We start from the raw sequence: 20,524 nt of genomic DNA on the forward strand, positions 1-20,524 counted from the left end.
AACCGGTACGGTTCTGCCTCTAAGGTATTCCTATAAATTAACCGGTAGTAAGAGGGCATGTTTTTGTGGATAACGCGGACAGAAATACGACCAGCTGCGCAGGGCGACCTGCAAGGGCACCCACCCTTGCACATCCATAACCAGTCCCCCCGTGTGGGGGCACAGAAAAGGCGCTAACGCGCCTGCCCCCCCAGGGCTGCGCCCTCGCGCAATAGCGCTCACCCCGTGGGAATCATCAAATGGCCCCCACGGGGGCCGAACAGTTCCCCCGAACCGCACTTCGTGTCGGTTCTGCTACACCCCCCAACCCCCTGCTACACGCAGGGGGAGAAACAACCGGTCTCTCAAAACGGGGGCGCAAAAGCCGGGCGACCGTACCGCATAGCTACATGCCACCAAGATTGCCAGGCAGCATTGGCATCGCTGCAGAAAAAGCTCTTGGATTTGGGAGCGGAATTTTTGAGGACTCGCGCTTAAAAACCCTGAATGGGTTGCGAAGCTAAACAGTAAAAATGCCAAACGCAACCGTTTTCCGGGCCGTGGAAGCGGTTTTCTGCAACATTTGGCACCTACCCCACACACCATGGCCTTAAAACGCGCCTAGGGCCGTTTTGGTGGTTTTTGCGGCCGTCAGCCGTTTGTGACGCATCGATTGTCGCAAAGAGTTGCAATAAGTTAGTTTATTTATTAGTTTGTTTGTTTGTTTTTATAATGAAGGCGTGAACTAAACATTCACGCGAAGGAACTTGCTATGCGCCCCGTCGAATTTGGTCCTGAAGCGATCATCCAGGCGGGTAAGGAGTTGCAAGCCACCGGTCGCAACATTACCGGATTTGCTCTACGCCAGAAAGTCGGTGGAGGTAACCCGACCAGGCTGAAGCAGGTCTGGGATGAACACCTCAACAGCCAGGCCACGACCAAGACCGAACCAGTCGCAAAGCTGCCGATTGAGGTTGCCGAGGAAGTAGCGGCCGTGACCAAAGCGCTGTCCGAGCGCCTGGCCCTGCTGGCGATGGAGTTGAACGATAAGGCGGTCAAGGCTGCAGAGCGCCGGGTCCATGAGGTGGTGCGCACTGCCGGCGAGGAGCGCGAGCAAGCCGACCGTGAGCTGGCCGATGCTTCGCAGACGGTGGACGACTTGGAAACCAAACTGGATGAAGCCGCGACCGAGGCCGAGGCGCTGAAGATACGCCTGGCCGATAGTCTGGCCGCGAACCAGGCTCAGGCCGTTGAACTAGCCCAAGTACGTGAACGCCTGACGCTGATCGAGCAGACAACAAAAGCAGCGACTGAACGCATGACCCTGGCAGAGGCAGACCGGGACGCTGCGCGCAAAGAAACAATCACAGCCCGCGAAAATGCCGCCAATCTACGTGGCCAGGTGGACGCCCTGCAGGCCCAAGCGACGGATTTGGTGCGGGCGCTCAGTGTTCGCCAGTCCAAGATCGAGGCAGGGAAAACCACAAGCGCGAAAAAGTGCTAAATGCTTCACCGATGATCAACTAAAGGAAGTTTCCAAATGAAAACTAATCGAATAGTCCCTCAAGAACAATCGGCCGCACAGCAAGAACCGGCCTTTCTCGACGACGATGGCCCCAGCCTTGAAATACCGCCATTCATTTCTACAGCAAACGCGCACACGCTGTTTGGCTTAAAGGACGGCGAGAGCGTCCTGGAAGCCATGGCCAGGCACAAATCAGAAGACGAGGTTGCCAAGGCAGAACGCCGTTGGGCCACTAAACAGGCGCTTGCTTCGAGCCGCATCGAGGGGCATATTCCAAGTCCTGAATTCCTTGCCGACTGTGATGCCTTGGACGAGGGAACCATGACCACGGAAGAGGTTGGAGCGCGCAGCTTGGCGCGGGCGTTGGCAGCAGACAAAGCCGCTGCACTTACGCCAAAAAAGACTTAGAAAAGTGCCAACGGAAACACCCTTTCAAACGTTAAACACAGAGCTAAAACCGACCCCAGGGAAGAGCATTAATGAACTCAAAATCAATTTTCAAAAACCGCGCTGTAGCATTGGTTGTTGCCGCTTTTGCGTCGTCTGCGTTTGCAGTCGATGCTTTCGACCCTGCAACCAACCTGCTGACCATGGACAGCGTCACTACTGGTGGCGTGACATACCGCAATGTTGCCGTCACAGTCATCGCCTACGATTTGATTGGGGTTGCGGGTGGCACGCCAGCGGCTGACAACTTCAATCCCACAAACAATGTATTGCTGTTGGGTGCAGTTTCTTATCGAGGGACTGTTTACAACAACGCGACTGTCAAGATCAACTCTTACACCCTGCTTAGCGCCGGAGGACCTGGTACGCCCGGCACGCTGGCTGCGCCGAACTACACCGGCGAAATGGCTGGCTACCTGGCCAAGCTCAACACATACCGCACCCAGTGTGGCATGCCCGCGTTGTCGCAGAACACGGTTCTAGAAGTTGCCGCGAGCAATATCCCAACGGCGTCCGCTACCGTTAATCAGGTCACTATGGCTACGAACGCTGGCTATGCGGCTCCCACGACCGTGGGGGGCATCAACAGCCAATACTCCAGCAATTCCGAGAACAACGACTTGGTGGGCCAACTGGAGTTGCAAACAACCCTGATGGACTACCAAGGTATGTTGAATTTGATGCGCCCGTATACCGAGATTGGGATGGTTTCCAACTTGGGGAAAGCGGGCTCTATCCACCAACGCGGAGCCCAGGTAATGTTGGGAAACCCGGTGGTGCGAAATACCACGTTGCCGTTAACCTTTCCTTGTGCCAACACGATGGATATAGCCCCCTACGCCAGCTCGATTGGTGGGTTTGTAAGCTACGTGAGCGGAACGGCCGCAACGCTGTCAAGTGATGGGACGCAAAGGATTACTGGAGCGCAAGGCACGCCCATTGCGGTCTTTGCCAACCCCGGTGATACCTTGGTGCTCACGGCAGCGACTGTCGCGCTACAAGGCGGGGCAGGCGTGCCAGTGCTGGTGAACCTAGGGTCACCGCGCACGCGGTACGCCTATGAAAGCTTTGTGTGGCCGCAGCAAAACCTGTTGCCCAATGCTGCCTATGACGTGGTGATCGTGGGCACGGTTAACGGTGTGGGGTTTTCCCGGAACTTCATGTTCCGTACCGGTGCTGCGATTCCGCAGTATCTGCCTTGAAGGAGATTTGAAGATGACAAACGCGACTGAATCCTGGCTGCGCGAAGTGGTGCGTGAGCTGATGGATATTGGATGGAGTCAGGCAGAGGCAGCGGATGCCATAAAGTTTGAGCCTTACTTTTTTGAGCAGGCCCATGCCCAGGGCGATACCCCGTTTGACGCGGCGGTGTCCTACGATGAGAGCTTGCAGGGGTAGCGCTCTGCGCCTATAGCCTTGAAGCAGGTTTAGGGCGAGCTGATGTTGTATGCTGAACCGCCAGGTCCTAAGCAATTCGCACCAGTGGGTTGTGCGGTGCATCCATACAAGCCCCCGTTATCGAACGTGCTGAAACTCAAATAGCCATTTAGCCCGAGTGGTGGCACCGGCAGCCCGCGAGTATTGAAATATTGAATCCACCCAGGATCATTGGTGGGAATAGATGCCAGTCCGCCCGTGCCGAAGATGACACCCCCTGAATCAACGGCAAAGATATTGCTGGCGTTGCCGCCAATGGCGTACCGGGGGCCGTTGTAGAACAAACTACCAAAAACGCCGCTACCCGTCATGGCCGCGTAATACTCTCCGGTGCCAAGTGTGATGGCCCCGATTCCTTGGCCGTTGATATAGCCAGAAATCGAATTGCCTTGGTCGTAACCATTGAATGTCCCGGTGGACGTGTTCATCATGACGAAGCCAATGTTGCTGCCGCCACGGCTGATGGTGTACATCTGGACACCAGAGTTCAAGGTTGCTGTGATGGTGCCCGAAGCGCCCGAGCCGTTGAACGTTCCATTGAATGTCCCGGTGTAGTTGGGTTGTGAAATGGCGATATAGACGCCACCCCAACTGTAGGCGGTGCCAGATCCACACGGACCCACCAGGCCGAAATCGCCATTCCCGAAGTCGTAAACATTGAAGGTGCATTGGCCGCTGAATATGCCAGTCAGTGGACCAATGTTTCCAGAGTAGGCCATGACTACCGTTGCGCCATTGTTGGCAATCATCGACCAATTGCCTGTGATCGCAGAGGAAATCGGTGTTGCTGCGCCAGTCTGTGACCCCAGACCGCCGAATGAAAAGCCTGACAAAACATTCCCTCCCCCAGATGGTGGGGGGGGTGGGGGTGGAGGGGGCGGGGGGGGCGGCGGGATTACGCAGGCTGCTGCATCGTCGTTACTCACACGTGTATGGGTAGCATCGCCATTGCAAACGCAGCCAGCATAACCCGCGACAAGCTCCCAGTGACGCCCGATCAGGCAGTCAGCCGCGGTCAGCTTTTGAGGTGAATAAAAAAGACGCGGCCGACTGCTTGCATTGGTATCCGTTGGGCGCTCAACGCCGTCTTGCTGGGTCGTGTAAGTGTGGGCCTTGTCGTAGCGTGCCTGGGCATTCGCCTTGACTGTAGGGTCCGCAATGGCGTTGATTTCCGCTTGTGTGATGGGACCAGTTAAAACTATTGAGCCAGGTGGTATATATGTGGCAGTTCCCTGAGGGTATGGGATGCCGGTATTTGGATCGACGTCCACTGTTTGCGCGTGCACGCCAGCGAGCAGCAACAGGCCAGCGGCCGCCAGTGCGAGTTTTTTTATCGATTGAAAAATCATGATTGATGGTCTTCCGAATTTGTATATCTATACAACCGCGTGCCCATTGAAATCAACGAGCGCATCTACTTGTTGTTCACTGTACTCGACCGTGCGATGTGCCAAGTACTCAATTACGCCAGAGTGTCGCGCAGCTACCAACTCGCTGAACATTTGCACGTTCGCCAAGACGCCGGCATTGATGGCCGAGAGTCGTTTCAACGCTATGGTCGGGTCGCTTTCATTCTCAATTAGTGCCTCACGCAAAGAAGTAAGGAGTGGTTCTGCGCTCGCGCACACCAGCTTATTGAGGTCTTCGCTTTGAGTTGCTGCAAACGGCCAGTGAGCGACACCAATGAACAACTTATCCGCTTGCATAAGCGTTTTTGAAAGCGATTTAATCAACGCGAAAAGCACAACTATTTTTTCGGCTTTAAAGCCACTATGACGGGCTTGAATCGACCCGGCCGGCGCGAGTTTTTCAAGCGTGAATTTATTGATCAATCCGCTCACCAAGTAGGTGCCAACTGCAGCTTGGCAATGCTCCAATAGATCTCGGTATGCATTGAGTTGCGGCGCGCTGATGGCAGGGGACGCATTTGTTTCCGCGCTCGTAGGCGACGATAAAATAGAAGAAGCCATGTCTATCTCCGAGTGATTGCTATGGTTAGCTGCCGCTGGTTACTGAGAATAGCCAGTGGCAGCGCTTAAATTTCTGGGTCAATGAGTGGTTTTAAGTCGCCTTTCTGCGTTCATGACGCACTAGGTTTTGTCGCGGAAAGCAGCGATTTCTGCATCCGTACTATCTGACTCAGGCGCAGCACCCGATACGCTGTTTCCCCCAAACTCCTGTTCAGCAGGGATATTTGCCAGCTTGATAGCCGCAGCGATCTTCCCGCCGGTGGTTTCGCCGATGCGTTCACGGACGTCATCCATCATGCGGTTCGCTTTGTCCTTAGCAACCGCTGCAGTGCCCTTGGCAAGGTTCGCCGCGGTGCCTACAGCGATCCGGCCCGCCTTGGCTAGACCACCACTTTGTTGCTCACCAGGTGCAGACGGAGATTGCTGGCCACCGCCAGCACTCACCGCCGAACCAGACGCAGACGAACCACCCCCAGCGCCACTGCCATCGCCTCCAGATGAAGACGAGGGGGCCGAGTTACCACCTCCACCACCAGAATCTCCCATTGCGGCCGATAGGCCGCCGTCAGAGCCCTTGCCTCCTGCTCCTGTGCTGGGAGATCCGTCATCCCCTCCACCGTCACGACCGCCGCTTTCGGCCGCGCTCGCGCTTTTAAACGCTTCCATGAGGGCAGAGGCACCACCGCCCACACTTGCCGTGCCAGAGGCCAGCGCGGCACCCGCTGAAGCCGCTGCAGCTGCGCCGACTGCTGCGGCCGCCAAAACTGTGCCAGCTCCGATGGTTCCGGCTCCACCTCCTCCGCCCGCAAGGGCCGCGACACGGTGTGGGATTTTGTCTATAAGTAATGCAAGAACACAACAAACGCAGGCGACCACCAACAGATCCGGTATCGAGGAACCGTCGAGCTGCTCGAAAAACCCGTCTATGACACTGGTCGCAATGCCGACCATTAGTGTGATTGTCAAAAGCTCTAAACCTATGCCCAGCATCGCCTTGAAGTAGGAGACCGCCATATCGGATGTCCAGCGAGATCCGCCGAATCCGAGAATGAAAGAGCCTGCGTAAGCCATTACCCAGGCTGTTACAAGCGCAATGAGAATATTTGCGGATACCACTGCCATACAGAGAACGATGACAAGTGTGACGATCACAATGGCCAGATTGTCAATTGGATGAACCCAACTGAGATGGGCAAACGACTTCTTCACAATGTCAAACGCTATTGCGAGAGGGGTAGAAGGGGTTAATACCGTGGAGACAGTGCCGGCCTGTGCCCCGATTTCTCTTAACGAGTTAACAATGGAAATTGCCATTGCGGGTCCGTTATAGAGGAGCCACCAGAAAAAACCTGTAGTGATAGTGAAACGAACAAACTCAGCGAAAAAATCACCGATATCTGCCTTGCGCAATGCCATCATTCCGAATGTCCAAACCATGCTGATAGTGGCTAGTAACCAGAACAACCATGATGCGTACTTCTTGATGATGTCGCCCCAGTGAGAACTAGCCTCAAGGAACTTATCAGCTACACCATCTAGAATTTTTCCAGTCGCTATATCAGCGAAGGCTGGAGCAGCGACGAAAAGCAACAAGACCGCAAAAACCATTTTCAATAGGCGACTCTTATTCACGTTAGAACCCTTTCGGTGTAGGACGTTTTTCGAGTGGTGGCACAGCGTAGTGTTTGTTGCTCGCGGCTTGTTGCTTAGCTTCGTTATCAGCCAAGGCCTGAAACCGCGTCGCAATCACGTTTTGCTGCGCAATGAGAAGACCGCGGATCTGAAGTAGCTGGTTGGCTTGTTGGCTTGCCAGCTGGTTGGCATATTGAATTGCCTGCATGCGGCCTTCGGCACTCTGAGCCGCAGCTTGAAGACTCTCAAGTGTTGCGGCATCGGTTTGCATAGCATCTTGTTGCTTGTCGAGGCCCTTGAACAGGGCGTCCGTTGCCTTCTTTTGGGACTCGGACCCAAGGTATTGATCCGAATTGATTTGGGCCCACTCTGCCGCTGTGCAAGAATTATTTTTGTAGCAAAGAAAATTGCTGTATGTGGCGGCATCTTTAAATTTACGGACGTACCCGTCGATGCTTCCCAGCTGCTGTTTATAGTAATTCAGTGTATCAATCGACTTCCGCAAAGAACTCATAGTTTTTTGCGCTTGGTCCCAGATGAATGAACCAGGAATCTTAGTGTTGCGAAGCTGATCCATATACTGGTCTAACTGCGTCTTATATTGCTCGATTTGTTTCAGCGTTTGTGCAACCTCTTCGACCGCAGTAACCGTCGTCTGCACGACATTTGCGCCATCAAAGACCGGAAGTCCGACTGCATAGGATTTTTGAACACTGAAGACCAAAGAAAGACACGTGACCAAGATCCAAAATAGCCAAGGGGTGCAAGGTCGGTCTGCGTTTATTGCCGCGTTTTTAGCGGCTAAAATTTGAGAAGCCATTTATCTCTCCATCAAGTGGGTTCTGGTTAAATTTCGATCCAAGGCCGTGTCTATTGGCCATTGGTTTTTGGCTCTCTTTCGGCATTGATCGTGGCTTTTGCCCTACTGTCCAATTTTGACCACGAAGCCGCTACTGCTTTACCGATGTCTGTGAGAGATTCTTGGTTTTTGCCGAACAAAAGGTAGTTGCCTGTAATGACAAAAGCTCCACAGAACAAACTACTAACTAGGAATGCTGCGAGCGTCGTTGCAAAGCTTGGTTGCGCCGCGTGCAACCGTCCAATTTCTAGTTGCAAAGTTGTATTGATGGCCCGCCGCGCGTCGTCCAGCGCCGCTTCAATCAACTCCCGCGATTGCAAATCCAAGCCAGCTGTCTTGGCTGCGTAGTCCTTTTCCAAAGCCGCCTGTACACCTCGCCCGGCAGAGTTGGCGAACTCAGTGATTTGACCTTTGTAGATGTCCCCGGCTTTGTGCAACGTGTCAATCAGACCGGAGAGCTTCGCTTCCACAGCTTCGGTTTGCGCCGGCAGCGTAGTTTTCAACGACTCCACCGCGTCATGCAATTTGAGAATGTCGCCCAGCATTTCTGCGGTGAGCGCTTCGAGGTGATCTTTCGCGGCCACGATGTTTACTTCAGCAGGGTTTTGAACACTGCATCCAACTCTTCGGTGACGCCAACGGCCAAGCGCTTGATACCGATGAGCTTGCTGAGACGCAGTTTTTCATCAGACTCCTTCGCCGCCTTCAATTGCTCTTTCAGGTCAGCCGGGTCTTTGAGGATGTCAGCAATGCCGCTTTCGCTGCCCTTGAGCTTGCCGTAAATGTCATTGACATGAATGATGGCTTCCGGCTTGATGGTGAAGTTTTTCGCACTGGCGTGGTATTCAAATAGACCCGAAAACACGCGCTCCGGCTTGTCGTCCAAATCGACCAGATTGAAAACCAAGCGAATTTTCTTTGCTGGGACACCAATTGCGGATAGGGCCTCAATGGTTGAGATCGTGTCGCGCTGCTGCTTAGTCGCTGGAACCGTGGGCACCACGTAGAAATCGAAGTCTTCATGGGAGCCGCGATATTGCTTCATAAGGCCAACGAAGTCTTCCACGTTCGATGCGCCAATGTCCACGACTGCATCATCCAAAAGGGCCAGGGCCTCAAGCAACTCACCAAATTGTTTTCCCTTGATGGCTTCGTCCTGCGTGCCGTCTGAATTGATACTCTCCACGGCGATCACTTGCGCATCTTTTAGGCGCGGTGCCAGAAGATGGCGGGCGACAGTCGACTTGCCGACGTTCCCGCTGAAATTGATAACTGCGATTTTCATGTTTTCTTATCCTTCAACAAACGTTTTGCAAGCTGGCTCTCGCCAGCGTTGATGAACTGATCGGCGATTTTTTCTCGCCGCTGCTTACTGTCCAAACCCGCCAGGTCATCGACGGGATTCGTTACTTGCACCGTTCCGGCACCAGTTGGTGTCTCCGCCACCGTCCCGGACGCCGGCCTGACTAGACCCCCTTGGTTCTTGCTTCGCTCCTTTCTCAATCGGTACAACATGGTCTCGAACGATTTCAGCGTTAGGTCAAAACCATGTGTATTGAGTGTTTCAACGATCTTGCTGTTTGAGACTCCCGCGCGTTGAGATGCTTCTATTTCAGAGAACAACTCACGGAGTCGGCCTATCTTCGAACGGTTCGCGTTGCCACTCGCCAAGGCTCGCAGGGCATCTTCTATAGTCTGGAACACATCTCCGCTAGTCGCATTGAATGCCGCTCCGCTCTTGTCATTGCAGCTTTGGGTGTTGCTTACTTCTCTTTTTGCAATACGCTCAGAGAGTGACTTCTTGTCTTCAATCAAGATTGCCTCCTTCTTCTTGACTCGCACCTGTACCAACTAAAAGGTTGGCGACGATCTCAGTTGGAAAATGAACACGACGGCCCAAATAGACTTTGGTTTTGTTCAGCTCGATTGCCCATGGTTCTGAGCGCATTGACAATGCGGACCGAAGGCCGCCAGGCTTGCGCTTAAGAACCTTGGCCAGTTCTTCCAAGGTAAGAGTTGGCCCATATTGCTTCAGCAGAAACTCAAGTGTTGTGTTCACGCAGTTGATCCGATTACTTGATATCGCATTGATGTTGATTTCTGTCGATTTTGTTCTCGACTGATGCAGAATTACAGGTAGAAACGTTCGCTATTTTTTACCCGTGCACACCAATCTGAACAACATGAATACTGCAGAAGATCGACAACGTGAAGTCATTCGTACCAAGGCCACAATGCACTTTCTCCGAGACGGTGTGGGCGCGGATTCGATCTATGAATTCGCAGGTATTTACGACGTCCTGGAAGGCGGAATTTCCAATACGCAAGAGTCAAAAAAGTGGCACCCTTTGTTTTCGGGTAAGCAGCCCCTGACCATCAAGGCATTGAATTCTCTGTCCACTTATTTCCCGGATGCAGAGAGGATGCACCGTAACGGTCCAGGCTTTTTATGGAAGGCAATGTGGGGCACGCTTGGCGAGGTGAGTTCAGTTGTTGCTGATGACTTCAAAGCCTGGCAGTCCTTTGATGTAGCGTTAGCAGAGTTCGAAGCTGACATTCTTCTCACGGAGGTCTATAGGAAACCGCTCACACCGCAATGCCTGGCGAAAGCTGTGGCACTGCATAGGCTGCATCAGGAGTTGTTTGGCTTTGATGGTGCAGGGACGTACCGATGCGTGCGGTGTTGCCTAAACGATAGAAGTGTGCAGATCGAGTTGCAACTGCTTGCGGTTTTCGATGATGTCTGCGCCCACCTAGCGACCATTGCTAGCGATCCGCTTGCCACTGCCCCAGCAGATCAGCGTTGGGATGCACTGAAAGCTAAGCTGGACTGGATCCGTTGAATGTAAGCAGAAGCTGATTTTTAGCGGCTAAATTTTGTTTTGTTTTGTTTTTGTTGTGTGTTGATTTGCAGTTGTAGTTCTAGTGTTTCTATTAGTTGTCTTGTGGTTGTGTTTTTGTCATGCAGTTGTTGTGTGCATGAATGCTTGAAAAAACATGCATATAACAACGTTCTGTGCCATGCTATCCATGGTGTAAACACGGTCGAAGACCGGGCAGGATATGTGAAGGTAGCTACCCGGCAAGCCGGTTATCTATCTTCACCAACCACTTATTCGCACTTCGTGCTCAACGGGGTCTCCTGCTCTGCGAGGCCATACGAAACAGAGAGTTGAACGATGAAAGAAGACCAGAAACCGCCAACCCGGAAACAGCACAAGGTCTTGCGCGTCCCGGTTTTGCCCAGCGAGGAAACGGCCATCAAGAAGACGGCGGCGGCCACCGGCTTGCCTGTTGCGGTCTACCTTCGAAGTGTGGGCATGGGATACACCACGCGGAGCATTCTGGACAACACCCGTGTTGAAGAGCTGGCACGCATCAATGGTGACCTTGGACGACTGGGTGGGCTCTTGAAACTTTGGCTGACCGATGACCCTCGCACAGCACTGTTTGGGACGGCGACGATTCGCGCCGTCTTGTCGAAAATCGAGGGCACTCAGCAAAAAATGCAGGATGTGATGGCTATGGTCGTTCTGCCGCGAACCAAGAAGGATTGATCAATGCTTTCCTTGGTCGAGAAACAAAAGGGGTTCCAGTGATCGCCAAACAAGTCCCGATGCAGTCAATTGGCAAGAGCGACTTTGGTGCCCTGGTCAGCTATCTCACGGGCGATCAGGAGAAGCACGAGCGTGTGGGCACAGTCAAGGTCACGAATTGCCAGAGCGACGAGCACAGGATCGCCATCTTGGAGGTATTGAACACCCAAGCAAAGAATACGCGCGCCATGTCGGACAAGACCTATCACCTGATCGTGAGCTTCCGCAGCGGAGAACAATTGGACGACGCCACGATGCAGGCCATTGAGGCGCGGATTTGCGAAAGCCTTGGATTTGGAGAGCACCAGCGCATCAGCGTTGTACACCACGACACGGACAACCTGCACTTCCATATAGCGATCAACAAGATCCACCCAACGCGGTACACGATCCATGACCCCTACAACGACCACAAGACGTTAGGGCAGGTCTGCGAAAAGCTAGAACGTGAATTTGGATTGGAAGTGGACAACCACCAGGCGCACAAAACTGGAAGCGAAAACCGAGCGCAGGACATGGAGAGGCACGCCGGCATTGAGAGTCTTTTAGGCTGGATAAAGCGGGAGTGCGCCGACCAAATTAAGGGCGCTCAGAGTTGGGTCGAGTTGCACGCAGTTCTCCAAAGCAATGGCCTTGAGCTTCAGGCGCGTGGCAATGGGTTTGTGATCACCGATGGCAAGGGGCAAGGGGTCAAGGCCAGCTCAGTAGCGAGAGAGTTGTCCAAGGCAAAGCTTGAGCTGCGCTACGGCCCGTTCGACCCTGCGCCGATCGTTGCACCAGGAGTCTCTGCCGCACGGATAGCAAAAGGCAACGCGCCAATGGTCGGGAACGTCGGCACAAAACCCCCGCCCAGAAGCCAGAACCGCTTGCGCAGCCTGGGCGACCTGGAAGCCCTTCAGATCGACAGCGGCAAACGCTACCAGAGCAAGCCGATGCCCTCGCGCATCAACACGGTTGAGTTGTACGGTCGTTACAAGCATGAGCAGCAAACGCAAAACGTTGCGCGTGCCGCTGAATGGGCAAAGGCCATCGAGCGGAAGAGTCGCGCACTGGAGGATGTCAAGAGAACTGGTCGATTGAAGAGGGCCGCGACGAAGTTGGTCAAAGGATCTGGCCAGGGCAAGAAGATTTTGTATGCCGCGACCAGTCAAACCATGAAGGAAGACATCCAAAGTATCAACGCCAAGTATTTGAAGGAGCGCCAAGAGATTTACGAGCGCTACGAAAAACTAGCGTGGGCCGACTGGCTACGAGCCAAAGCCACAAAGGGCGATCAGGAAGCGCTCGCTGCGCTGCGCGCTCGTGAAGCTGCAACGGGACTTAAGGGTAATACTGTGGCGGGGATCGCGCCAATAGCTGCCATACAGATCCCAGATGCCCCGGACAGTGTTACTAAGAAGGGGACCATCATCTACCGGGTGGGCCCGACGGCCGTTCGTGACGACGGTGACAAACTCCATGTGTCGAGAGGCGCAAACCAAGAAGGCTTCGAGGCTGCATTGCGGATGGCAATGCAGCGCTACGGCGAGCGAATCCAAGTAAATGGCACCGCAGCCTTCAAGGAACAAATTGCACAAGCTGCAGCTGCTGCCAAATTGCCAATCACTTTTGAGGACGCCGCACTAGAGCGCCGCCGTCAAGAGATTTTGAACAGCATCACCGTTGGCACGAAAGAAAAGCCCGATGAACACAGATACGCTGGACCAGCCACACCAAGCGACGGCAAGAGCCAAGCGGCTAACGGAGGACGAAATGATGGCGTCGGCGCTGGATACTCCGCTGCCCGAATCAACGGTGCCAGTGCCTGGCTCCCAGGTCACGGGGCCGACGGAAGAAAACCCGTTCTAGGCGGCAGACTCCCCGGCAAGCCCAACATTGGCCGCGTTGGGACAAAACCGCCGCCCGAAGCACAAAACCGTTTGCGAGGGTTGTCCGAACTCCGTGTGGTTCAGCTTGCCCGTGGAAGTGAAGTGCTATTGCCGGGTCATGTTCCTGGTCAAGTGGAGCACCAAGGAGCCAAACCAACTGACGGCGTGCGACGGGATATTTCTAGGCCTGGAGTGACAAAGGCAGTTGGCCAAGCCACAACCACCCCAGAGATCCGCGCTGGCCGCGACCAGGTTAAAAAAACCGCACGGGAGTATGCAGAGCGCCAAGTCGAGAGCGTGCGCCAGGCCTCACAGCAGCAAACTCAGGTTGAGGCCTACCGCAAGGCGCAGCGCCTGGCAGGGTTCAAACGGCTGGCGGCAGGACGGGAAAAGTCGCGCGGTAAAGACAAGGGATTCGAACGCTAATCCTTTGGCCTTTCAGAGCCGTGAAGCATTGACTTTTGCCGGCGTATTCACTTGAACAAATCCTTTCGCGATAGCAGCTTGCCGTTTGGCAAATGCTTCGCGGCTTCCTGCCGGATCGCCTGCACGTGTTCTGCTGTCAGTGGACCATCGTCACGCTCATAGTCCGGTCTCCCAATTTCCCGTCCCACAGGCGCGAATGCCATCGCTTCGCCGCCGTGGCGATTGGGATCGAAACCGTCCAAAAGGTTCGCGATTGAGGTGGTGCTCATGGTGGTTCCTTGTGTTCCTGCGTATTCCTGTGAATCTGGCCATTAATTCCAGATCAATGTAGGCCAGTCATTCCGGCAGAAACTGGGCCACCTATTCTGGTTCAAATTGGGCCAGTCATTCCGGTCAAAGAAACCAACCTGGCCAAGCATGCTTAGGGGGGTTTTATCTATCAGGGCGCCGCAGGCGCCCCCTTGCCGTTGCTAGAAATTACAACTTGCGGGATGTCAGGAACGGTTTAGGCTGGTGCTTACATGCAAGCTAGGTTAGCTTCTCGTAGTCTGGACTGCCGAATTCTTGTCCTGCGGGTGTCAATGCCATTACTTCGCCACCGTGGCGCTTTGGATCGAACCCGTCCAAAAGGGCAATGAGATTCGAGGGCCGCCTACTTGCCAACAACTGGCCCTTCGGCAAGTGCTTGGCAGCATCGTTGCGAATCGCCTCTATGTCCTCGTCCGTCAGTGGACCAAGGTCTGGCGGATACCAAGTCAAAAGCCGGCCGTACAGGCGATGCATGATTCGACGCTTGTTTGCTCTCACGTTCATGGTTAATCCGCCGTTGCCTCAATAGAAATTACGCCCAGAGATTCCGCTCGATCATGTCCCTTCCCGGAAAGCAGGTCAATCGCCACAGCCGCTCGGGCGACACGTTCAAAAAATGACACGGTAACTACCTCATCCGTCAAACGCCGGGAGTTCCCATGCGTTCTTTTGGCAAGTGGGTCACTATCCGGGATACGATTTATTTGCATTAATTCCATTATTCGAATATATTGGAATCATGAATGAAGACAACATCGTCAAAGCCCTAGCGGCTCTCGCGCACCCGATCCGCCTCAAGATCTTCCGGGGTTTAGTCATTGCCGGTGAAAGCGGCATGACGCCTGGCGCCATGGGCGAGTTGTTGGAAATCGCTCCAGCTACGCTCTCCTTCCATCTGAAGGAACTTAATCATTCAGGTTTGACCACCCAGCAGCGCGATGGCCGAAGTCTCATCTACCGCGCAGACTACGACCAAATGAACGCCGTGCTGTCCTTTTTGACCCTGAACTGCTGCCAGGGCACCCCAGCTACCGCGGACGCCAAGCCAGGCTGCGGATGTTAGGGAGCACACCATGGAACGCTTCTTAACCCCTTTCTTCGTGCATCTAGTTGCTATTGACAACCATAACCCAGGAGTCTATCGTGCGTCTATTTAGTTGCTATTCACAACCTTATGAACGATTCCACCATGTTGTCGGGCAGCCTGCTGCGCGAAGTAGCCCGTCTCTACACGCGGGCACAACGGGTCGTCGCCGATTGCTGCCGGACATCCAACACCCAGTGCATTCTGCTGACCGAACTGGGGCGTTCAGGGCCGTTGCCCCTATCCGAACTCGGCCAGCGACTCAGTTTGGAAAAAAGCTGGATCTCCAGAGCGGTCGATGGCTTGGTCAAGCGTGGTTGGGCGACCAAGGAACCCAACCCGCAGGACGCCAGGAGCTGGCTCGTCACGCTCACCGACGATGGCGTTGAACGTGTTTTGGATCTGAACCGAACGCTCGATGCGCATGCGGAACAGTTGCTGGGCTCCCTGACGGGGCCTGACCGTAAAGCCGTCGAGACCTCATTGTTGTTGTTACTGAAGGCGCTGCGCGAAGACAGTGCGGCCACGTGCTGCCTGCCAGCGCCTGAACGAAAGGAATTGAAATGTTGAATTCGAATATCTCTCTGCGTCCCGCCACACCTTCCGACTGGAATGCAATCGCGGCATTGCTGGAGGCAAACAAGCTTCCGCTGGAGGGCGCACAGGAGCACCTGTCGAACTACCTTTTGGCCACCAAGGGAACTGAAGTTGTCGGGATCGCTGGAGCGGAGGTCTATGGCGACATTGCGCTGCTGCGCTCGGTTGCGGTAGCACCTACTGCCCATCGCCAGGGCGTCGGCAAGTTGCTCGTAACCCGTTTACTGGACGAAGCCAAGCGTCGCCAGGTTGCCAAAGTCTATCTGCTGACCGTCACCGCGCCGGAGTATTTCGCGCAATACGGTTTCAAGCGCGGCTTGCGCGACAACGCACCGGAGGCACTGAAGGCATCTGCGGAGTTCCAAGGAGCTTGCCCTGCATGTGCTGCATTCATGTCGTTGACTTTGATAGAGACACCAATCGTGAATACCCAGTTGCCGGTCGCGGTGTTGGGCGCAGGCCCTGTGGGTCTGGCCGCCGCCGCCCGCCTCTTGGAACGCGGCATTGAATCCATCGTGCTGGAAGCTGGCGCCCAGGTGGGCGCGAACCTGCTGGAGTACGGCCATGTTCGTCTTTTCTCGCCCTGGCAGTACAACGTCGACCAGGCCATGGCCAAGCTGTTGGAGCCCACCGGCTGGTCTGCACCACCAGCAGATGAACTGCCACCCGCCCGCGACATCGTCGAGAAGGTTCTGCAGCCCTTTGCAGCATTGCCCCAGGTTGCCCGCTCGCTGCATCTCAAAACCAAGGTGCTTTCGATCAGCCGGGAGGGCTTTGACAAGGTCAAGACCGCGGGGCGTGAAAAGGCTCCATTCGTGATCCACGCAGAGCAAAACGGTCAACCCGTGGAATGGCGTGCGCGCGCTGTCATTGACGCCACAGGCACTTGGAACACACCCAACCCCTTAGGCGCCAGTGGGCTACCGGCCCAGGGTGAGGCAGCGCTGCAGGACCGCATCTTCTACGGCATACCGGATGTATTGGATCAATACCGCAGCCGGTACGCAGGCAAGCGCACCCTCGTGGTGGGTGCGGGACACTCGGCCGCCAACGCATTGCTATCGCTTGCAGAGCTTGCCAAGCAAGTTCCAAACACACGCCTTGCCTGGACCGTGCGCTCCCCTGTGCTAACGCGAGTCTTCGGTGGAGGAAGTGCCGATGCGTTGCCTGCCCGTGGACAGCTGGGCACCTCGCTCAAAGCTTTGCGCGACCAGGGCGCGCTGGAGTTCCTCTCAGGTTTACGAATTCCCGAGCTGCGGCGCGAAAACGGCGGAATTACAGTCATCGGCATCGGCCCAGATGGCAAAGCGACGTCGCTGGAGGGTATTGATGAGATAGTCTGCGCCACCGGTCAACGCCCCAACCAGACCATGACGAGTGAGCTGCGCCTGAAGCTGGACCCCTGGCTTGAATCGACGGAAGCTCTGGGTCCGCTGATTGACCCGAACGTGCATAGCTGTGGCACGGTGCGTCCACACGGCCACAGAGAATTGGCGCACCCAGAGCCTGGCTACTACAGCCTGGGCGTAAAGAGCTACGGCCGCGCGCCCACCTTCCTGATGGCAACCGGGTTTGAACAGGCGCGCTCGGTGGTGGCGGCCATTGCCGGCGACATGTCGGCCGCCGACCGCGTCGAGCTGGATCTGCCGGAGACTGGCGTATGTGGCATTGGGGCAGCAGATTCGGCAGACAGTGGCAGCTGCTGCGGTACACCGGCTCCAGCAGCCGATCAACTCGTAGAAATTCCAGCTCTTGTTCCTGCAACGTCCAAAAGCTGCTGCGGCACGGGTGCGGGCGGGACACCTGCCAAACAGCCTGCATTGGCCAAGACGGCATGCTGCGGTTGATCACTAGTAGCCGAACCACACGGGACGCGACATGAGCCAACCACAACGCTGGCACACTGTCGCGATCCTCGGCACGGCGCAAACCCTGGCCTGGGCGTCAACTTACTATTTGCCCGCCATGCTTGCTGCGCCCATGGCGCGCGAGCTTGGTGTGTCAACGCCCACGGTCTTCATGGCTTTCTCCGTGGCGTTGATTGTCTCGGCTTTGATGGGGCCGTTCGCAGGTCGGGCCATTGATCGCTGGGGCGGACGTCCTGTGCTACTGGTGTCCAACCTGGTGTTTGCCGCTGGCCTGGCGGCCCTTGCCATGGCGGACAGTGCGGTCGGACTATTTGCAGCCTGGATCATCATCGGGGTCGCCATGGGTGGCGGCCTGTATGAGGCAGCTTTCTCTGCCTTGGTCCGGCTATACGGTCACGATGCGCGCAATGCGATTACTGGCATCACCCTGATTGCAGGGTTCGCCAGCACCGTCAGTTGGCCTCTATCGACCCTGATGGAGGTACACATGGGTTGGCGCGGTGCGTGTTTCGGTTGGGCGGCAATGCATCTGCTGATTGGCTTCCCGTTGAACTGGTCCATCCCCAGGGTTGCTACGGGTGAACCTGCGACGCCAAAGCCAGCCGTAGATGCACCGCCTCCCCAGACAGCATCGCAACCCAGTGCCAATCCACGCCTGGCTGCTGTCCTGCTGTCTTTCGTGTTCGCGGCAACTTGGTTCACCAGCACGGCCATGGCCACCCACCTGCCCCAGTTGCTTCAGGCCAGCGGAGCCACGCTTGCCGTCGCCGTCGGTGTTGGCGCATTGGTGGGACCCGCACAGGTAGCAGGCCGGCTACTGGAGTTTGGGTTTCTTCGGAGCGTGCATCCGCTCTTGTCCGCGCGACTGGCCGCGCTTGCGCATCCGGTTGGCGCTACCGTCCTTCTGATTTTCGGCGCGCCAGTGGCAGCCTTGTTTGCACTGCTGCACGGAGCTGGCAATGGCATTCTCACCATCGCGAAGGGCACGCTGCCGTTGGTGTTGTTCGGTCCGATGGGATATGGCTCCAGGCAGGGCATTCTGATGATGCCTGCGCGCATCGGACAGGCCTTTGCACCCGCAGTGTTTGGACTGTGCCTTGAGCACTGGGGCAGTGGATCGCTTTGGGTCACAGCCGCTCTCGGGTCCATGGCCTTCGGGGCACTACTGCTAATGCCAAAACCTGTCCACGCGACGACGTAAATAAACCAATCTCCACTATCAATCAATGAACAGAAAGATCTACATGCAAACTATTCGCCCTGCAACCCTGGCCGATGCTCCATCCATCACAGCGATTTACAACCAGGGCATCGCGGATCGCGCTGCGACATTTGAGACCCAGCCGCGTGCGGTGGAAGAGTTGGAAGCCCGCATCGGTGGCGACATCAGATATCCAATGCTGGTGGCCGTGAACTCCGAGGATCAAGTTATCGGTTGGGCTAGCGTGTCCAGCTACCGAAGCCGCGCATGTTATGCGGGCATTGGCGAATTTTCTGTTTATCTTGCTCGTGACGCTCGCGGTCAAGGTGTTGGACGCCACTTGCTACAGAAGTTAGTCGAGGCCGCAAGCGCCATCGGCTACTGGAAGCTCTTGTCACGTGTCTTCACCTTCAATACTGCCAGCCTTGCGATGTGCAAGCATGCCGGCTTTCGCGAAGTTGGGATATACGAAAAGCATGGTCAGTTGGAAGGCCGCTGGCTGGACGTTGTCATTGTCGAGCGCGTGATTCCAGAAAACTTTACCGCAACACTCTCGGCGGCGCTCTCCTAGTCTCGCTCGGTCCTTCCATCAGCAACGATACGTCCGCACCGTTGCCTGATCTGCTACTGACGTCACAAATGTTTAATAATATGATTCTAGAATTATTGAAGTGATTGCCGGATCAATGTCTTTGCTTTGGGGCAAAAGACCCGGTGTCTCCGCTCCGGCCGTGTGCCGGATCGACGCTGCGCTGGCTACTCAATGGCCGGCGCCGACTGTTCAGCCCATTTAAGGATTACCTATGACACTTCGCGCACTGTTAAACATCACTGTCTCTGCCCTGCTAGTCGCTTCCGCTGGCGCAAATGCCGCACAGCCAGAAAACGTCATGGACACCATTGCCCACACACCCAATCTGACTACCGCCGCCAAGCTGATCCAGGATGCTGGCCTGGCGGACTCCCTGCGTGGTGCCGGACCAGTCACAATGTTCGCTCCGAGCAATGACGCCTTCAACGCCATTCCCGCGGCAAAACTGGCAGAACTCGCGGCCAACAAAGAAATGCTGAAAGCAGTGTTGAACTACCACGTTGTAATGGCCAACCTGACCGTTGACGCTGTAAACAGTGGCCCGCAAAAGACTGTCGAGGGCGCCAATATTTCGGTGTACAAAGCGGGCACCTTCTTGACCGTTGAAAGTGCTGTGGTTACGCAACCTGACCTCAAGGCCTCCAACGGCGTCGTGCAGGTCATCGATACCGTATTGATGCCACCCGTCAAAAAATAAGCCAATCGGAATTGCCGCCGGGCATTGCAGCACGGCGGCTGGATCGAACACCGAAGAAGAGAAGACAAGTATGGATGCAACACAAACAGTCAAAGCCCTCAGCGCCCTGGCTCATAAGACCCGTCTGTCTGTGTTCCGAATGCTGGTCCAGGCAGGCAAGAATGGCATGACGCCCAGCGCCATTGCCCAAGAGCTGGAGATGCCCTTGCCGCCGCTATCATTCCACCTCAAAGAGCTGAGTCACTCCGGACTCATCGTCGCCCGACCCGAGGGCAGAAACATCCACTACAGCGCTGACTTCAGTTCGATGAACGAACTGATCGCCTACCTCACAGAAAACTGTTGTGGTGGCGAGGCCTGCGAGGTGGACGGTGCTGCAGCCAACTGCTGCGAAACCTGACACGCGAATCTTCCGCCCCCATTCAATTTACCTGAAA

General features: G+C 55.4%; 23 protein-coding genes. 14 read left to right on the plus strand and 9 right to left on the minus strand.

Annotated elements, in window-relative coordinates; genetic code table 11:
* The first annotated feature begins 751 nt into the window (after window positions 1-751).
* The 4 genes from AC097P_RS12120 (at window position 752) to AC097P_RS12135 (ending at window position 3,349) form a co-directional block, all read left to right on the plus strand.
* Window positions 752-1,483 carry a DNA-binding protein gene (locus AC097P_RS12120; protein WP_479610671.1) on the plus strand — a complete coding sequence of 244 codons (732 nt, stop codon included), beginning with the start codon at window positions 752-754 and terminating at the stop codon, window positions 1,481-1,483.
* Between the two features lie 36 nt (window positions 1,484-1,519).
* A complete protein-coding gene (locus AC097P_RS12125) occupies window positions 1,520-1,912 on the plus strand; it encodes an antitoxin VbhA family protein (protein ID WP_479610672.1) in 393 nt (130 codons plus the stop codon).
* Between the two features lie 71 nt (window positions 1,913-1,983).
* Window positions 1,984-3,153, plus strand: coding sequence for a hypothetical protein (locus AC097P_RS12130; protein ID WP_479610673.1), 1,170 nt, complete (start codon window positions 1,984-1,986; stop codon window positions 3,151-3,153).
* Between the two features lie 13 nt (window positions 3,154-3,166).
* Entirely contained in the window at window positions 3,167-3,349 is a 183-nt protein-coding gene (locus AC097P_RS12135) for a hypothetical protein (RefSeq protein WP_479610674.1), read from the plus strand.
* Between the two features lie 29 nt (window positions 3,350-3,378).
* Here AC097P_RS12135 and AC097P_RS12140 read toward each other — a convergent pair whose 3' ends face one another.
* The 8 genes from AC097P_RS12140 to AC097P_RS12175 form a co-directional block, all read right to left on the minus strand.
* Window positions 3,379-4,737, minus strand: coding sequence for a hypothetical protein (locus AC097P_RS12140; RefSeq protein WP_479610675.1), 1,359 nt, complete (start codon window positions 4,735-4,737; stop codon window positions 3,379-3,381).
* Window positions 4,738-4,764: 27 nt separating this feature from the next.
* Entirely contained in the window at window positions 4,765-5,358 is a 594-nt protein-coding gene (locus tag AC097P_RS12145) for a hypothetical protein (protein WP_479610676.1), read from the minus strand.
* A gap of 120 nt (window positions 5,359-5,478) precedes the next feature.
* Complete coding sequence (gene trbL, locus AC097P_RS12150) at window positions 5,479-6,990, minus strand: P-type conjugative transfer protein TrbL (protein WP_479610677.1); 1,512 nt, start codon at window positions 6,988-6,990, stop codon at window positions 5,479-5,481.
* A 1-nt stretch (window position 6,991) separates the two neighbouring features.
* Complete coding sequence (gene trbJ, locus AC097P_RS12155) at window positions 6,992-7,810, minus strand: P-type conjugative transfer protein TrbJ (RefSeq protein ID WP_479610678.1); 819 nt, start codon at window positions 7,808-7,810, stop codon at window positions 6,992-6,994.
* Between the two features lie 50 nt (window positions 7,811-7,860).
* Window positions 7,861-8,433: a hypothetical protein gene (locus AC097P_RS12160; protein ID WP_479610679.1), complete on the minus strand. Its 573-nt coding sequence runs from the start codon at window positions 8,431-8,433 to the stop codon at window positions 7,861-7,863.
* Window positions 8,434-8,438: 5 nt separating this feature from the next.
* Window positions 8,439-9,134: a StbB family protein gene (stbB, locus tag AC097P_RS12165; RefSeq protein ID WP_479610680.1), complete on the minus strand. Its 696-nt coding sequence runs from the start codon at window positions 9,132-9,134 to the stop codon at window positions 8,439-8,441.
* Window positions 9,131-9,664 (minus strand): hypothetical protein, encoded by a 534-nt coding sequence (locus AC097P_RS12170; protein WP_479610681.1) that lies wholly within the window; start codon window positions 9,662-9,664, stop codon window positions 9,131-9,133. The genes stbB and AC097P_RS12170 overlap by 4 nt, the downstream gene beginning before the upstream one ends.
* A complete protein-coding gene (locus AC097P_RS12175; protein WP_479610682.1) occupies window positions 9,657-9,908 on the minus strand; it encodes a hypothetical protein in 252 nt (83 codons plus the stop codon). Before AC097P_RS12175 ends, AC097P_RS12170 begins: the two co-directional genes overlap by 8 nt.
* A gap of 124 nt (window positions 9,909-10,032) precedes the next feature.
* Here AC097P_RS12175 and AC097P_RS12180 point away from each other — a divergent pair, with 124 nt between their 5' ends.
* The 3 genes from AC097P_RS12180 (at window position 10,033) to traI (ending at window position 13,739) form a co-directional block, all read left to right on the plus strand.
* Window positions 10,033-10,692 carry a hypothetical protein gene (locus tag AC097P_RS12180; protein ID WP_479610683.1) on the plus strand — a complete coding sequence of 220 codons (660 nt, stop codon included), beginning with the start codon at window positions 10,033-10,035 and terminating at the stop codon, window positions 10,690-10,692.
* A 336-nt stretch (window positions 10,693-11,028) separates the two neighbouring features.
* Complete coding sequence (gene traJ / locus AC097P_RS12185) at window positions 11,029-11,406, plus strand: conjugal transfer transcriptional regulator TraJ (RefSeq protein WP_479610684.1); 378 nt, start codon at window positions 11,029-11,031, stop codon at window positions 11,404-11,406.
* Window positions 11,403-13,739 (plus strand): TraI/MobA(P) family conjugative relaxase, encoded by a 2,337-nt coding sequence (gene traI / locus AC097P_RS12190; protein WP_479610685.1) that lies wholly within the window; start codon window positions 11,403-11,405, stop codon window positions 13,737-13,739. Before traJ ends, traI begins: the two co-directional genes overlap by 4 nt.
* Before the next feature lie 47 nt (window positions 13,740-13,786).
* Here traI and AC097P_RS12195 read toward each other — a convergent pair whose 3' ends face one another.
* Complete coding sequence (locus tag AC097P_RS12195; RefSeq protein WP_479610686.1) at window positions 13,787-14,008, minus strand: hypothetical protein; 222 nt, start codon at window positions 14,006-14,008, stop codon at window positions 13,787-13,789.
* Between the two features lie 779 nt (window positions 14,009-14,787).
* Here AC097P_RS12195 and AC097P_RS12200 point away from each other — a divergent pair.
* The 7 genes from AC097P_RS12200 (at window position 14,788) to AC097P_RS12230 (ending at window position 20,487) form a co-directional block, all read left to right on the plus strand.
* Window positions 14,788-15,111 (plus strand): ArsR/SmtB family transcription factor, encoded by a 324-nt coding sequence (locus AC097P_RS12200; protein WP_479610687.1) that lies wholly within the window; start codon window positions 14,788-14,790, stop codon window positions 15,109-15,111.
* A 111-nt stretch (window positions 15,112-15,222) separates the two neighbouring features.
* The gene (locus AC097P_RS12205; RefSeq protein ID WP_479610688.1) at window positions 15,223-15,702 is read left to right on the plus strand and encodes a MarR family winged helix-turn-helix transcriptional regulator; all 480 of its coding nucleotides are present in this window, start codon (window positions 15,223-15,225) and stop codon (window positions 15,700-15,702) included.
* Entirely contained in the window at window positions 15,696-17,576 is a 1,881-nt protein-coding gene (arsN2, locus tag AC097P_RS12210) for an arsenic resistance N-acetyltransferase ArsN2 (protein ID WP_479610689.1), read from the plus strand. The genes AC097P_RS12205 and arsN2 overlap by 7 nt, the downstream gene beginning before the upstream one ends.
* A 31-nt stretch (window positions 17,577-17,607) precedes the next feature.
* Window positions 17,608-18,798, plus strand: a complete 1,191-nt coding sequence (locus AC097P_RS12215; RefSeq protein ID WP_479610690.1) for an MFS transporter — start codon at window positions 17,608-17,610, stop codon at window positions 18,796-18,798.
* A 43-nt stretch (window positions 18,799-18,841) separates the two neighbouring features.
* The gene (locus tag AC097P_RS12220) at window positions 18,842-19,369 is read left to right on the plus strand and encodes an arsinothricin resistance N-acetyltransferase ArsN1 family A (protein WP_479610691.1); all 528 of its coding nucleotides are present in this window, start codon (window positions 18,842-18,844) and stop codon (window positions 19,367-19,369) included.
* 232 nt (window positions 19,370-19,601) lie between these two features.
* Window positions 19,602-20,087: a fasciclin domain-containing protein gene (locus AC097P_RS12225; RefSeq protein ID WP_479610692.1), complete on the plus strand. Its 486-nt coding sequence runs from the start codon at window positions 19,602-19,604 to the stop codon at window positions 20,085-20,087.
* Window positions 20,088-20,157: 70 nt separating this feature from the next.
* Window positions 20,158-20,487 (plus strand): ArsR/SmtB family transcription factor, encoded by a 330-nt coding sequence (locus AC097P_RS12230; protein WP_479610693.1) that lies wholly within the window; start codon window positions 20,158-20,160, stop codon window positions 20,485-20,487.
* Window positions 20,488-20,524: the final 37 nt, after the last annotated feature.

The organism is Rhodoferax sp. ZS1R8 (assembly GCF_056521325.1).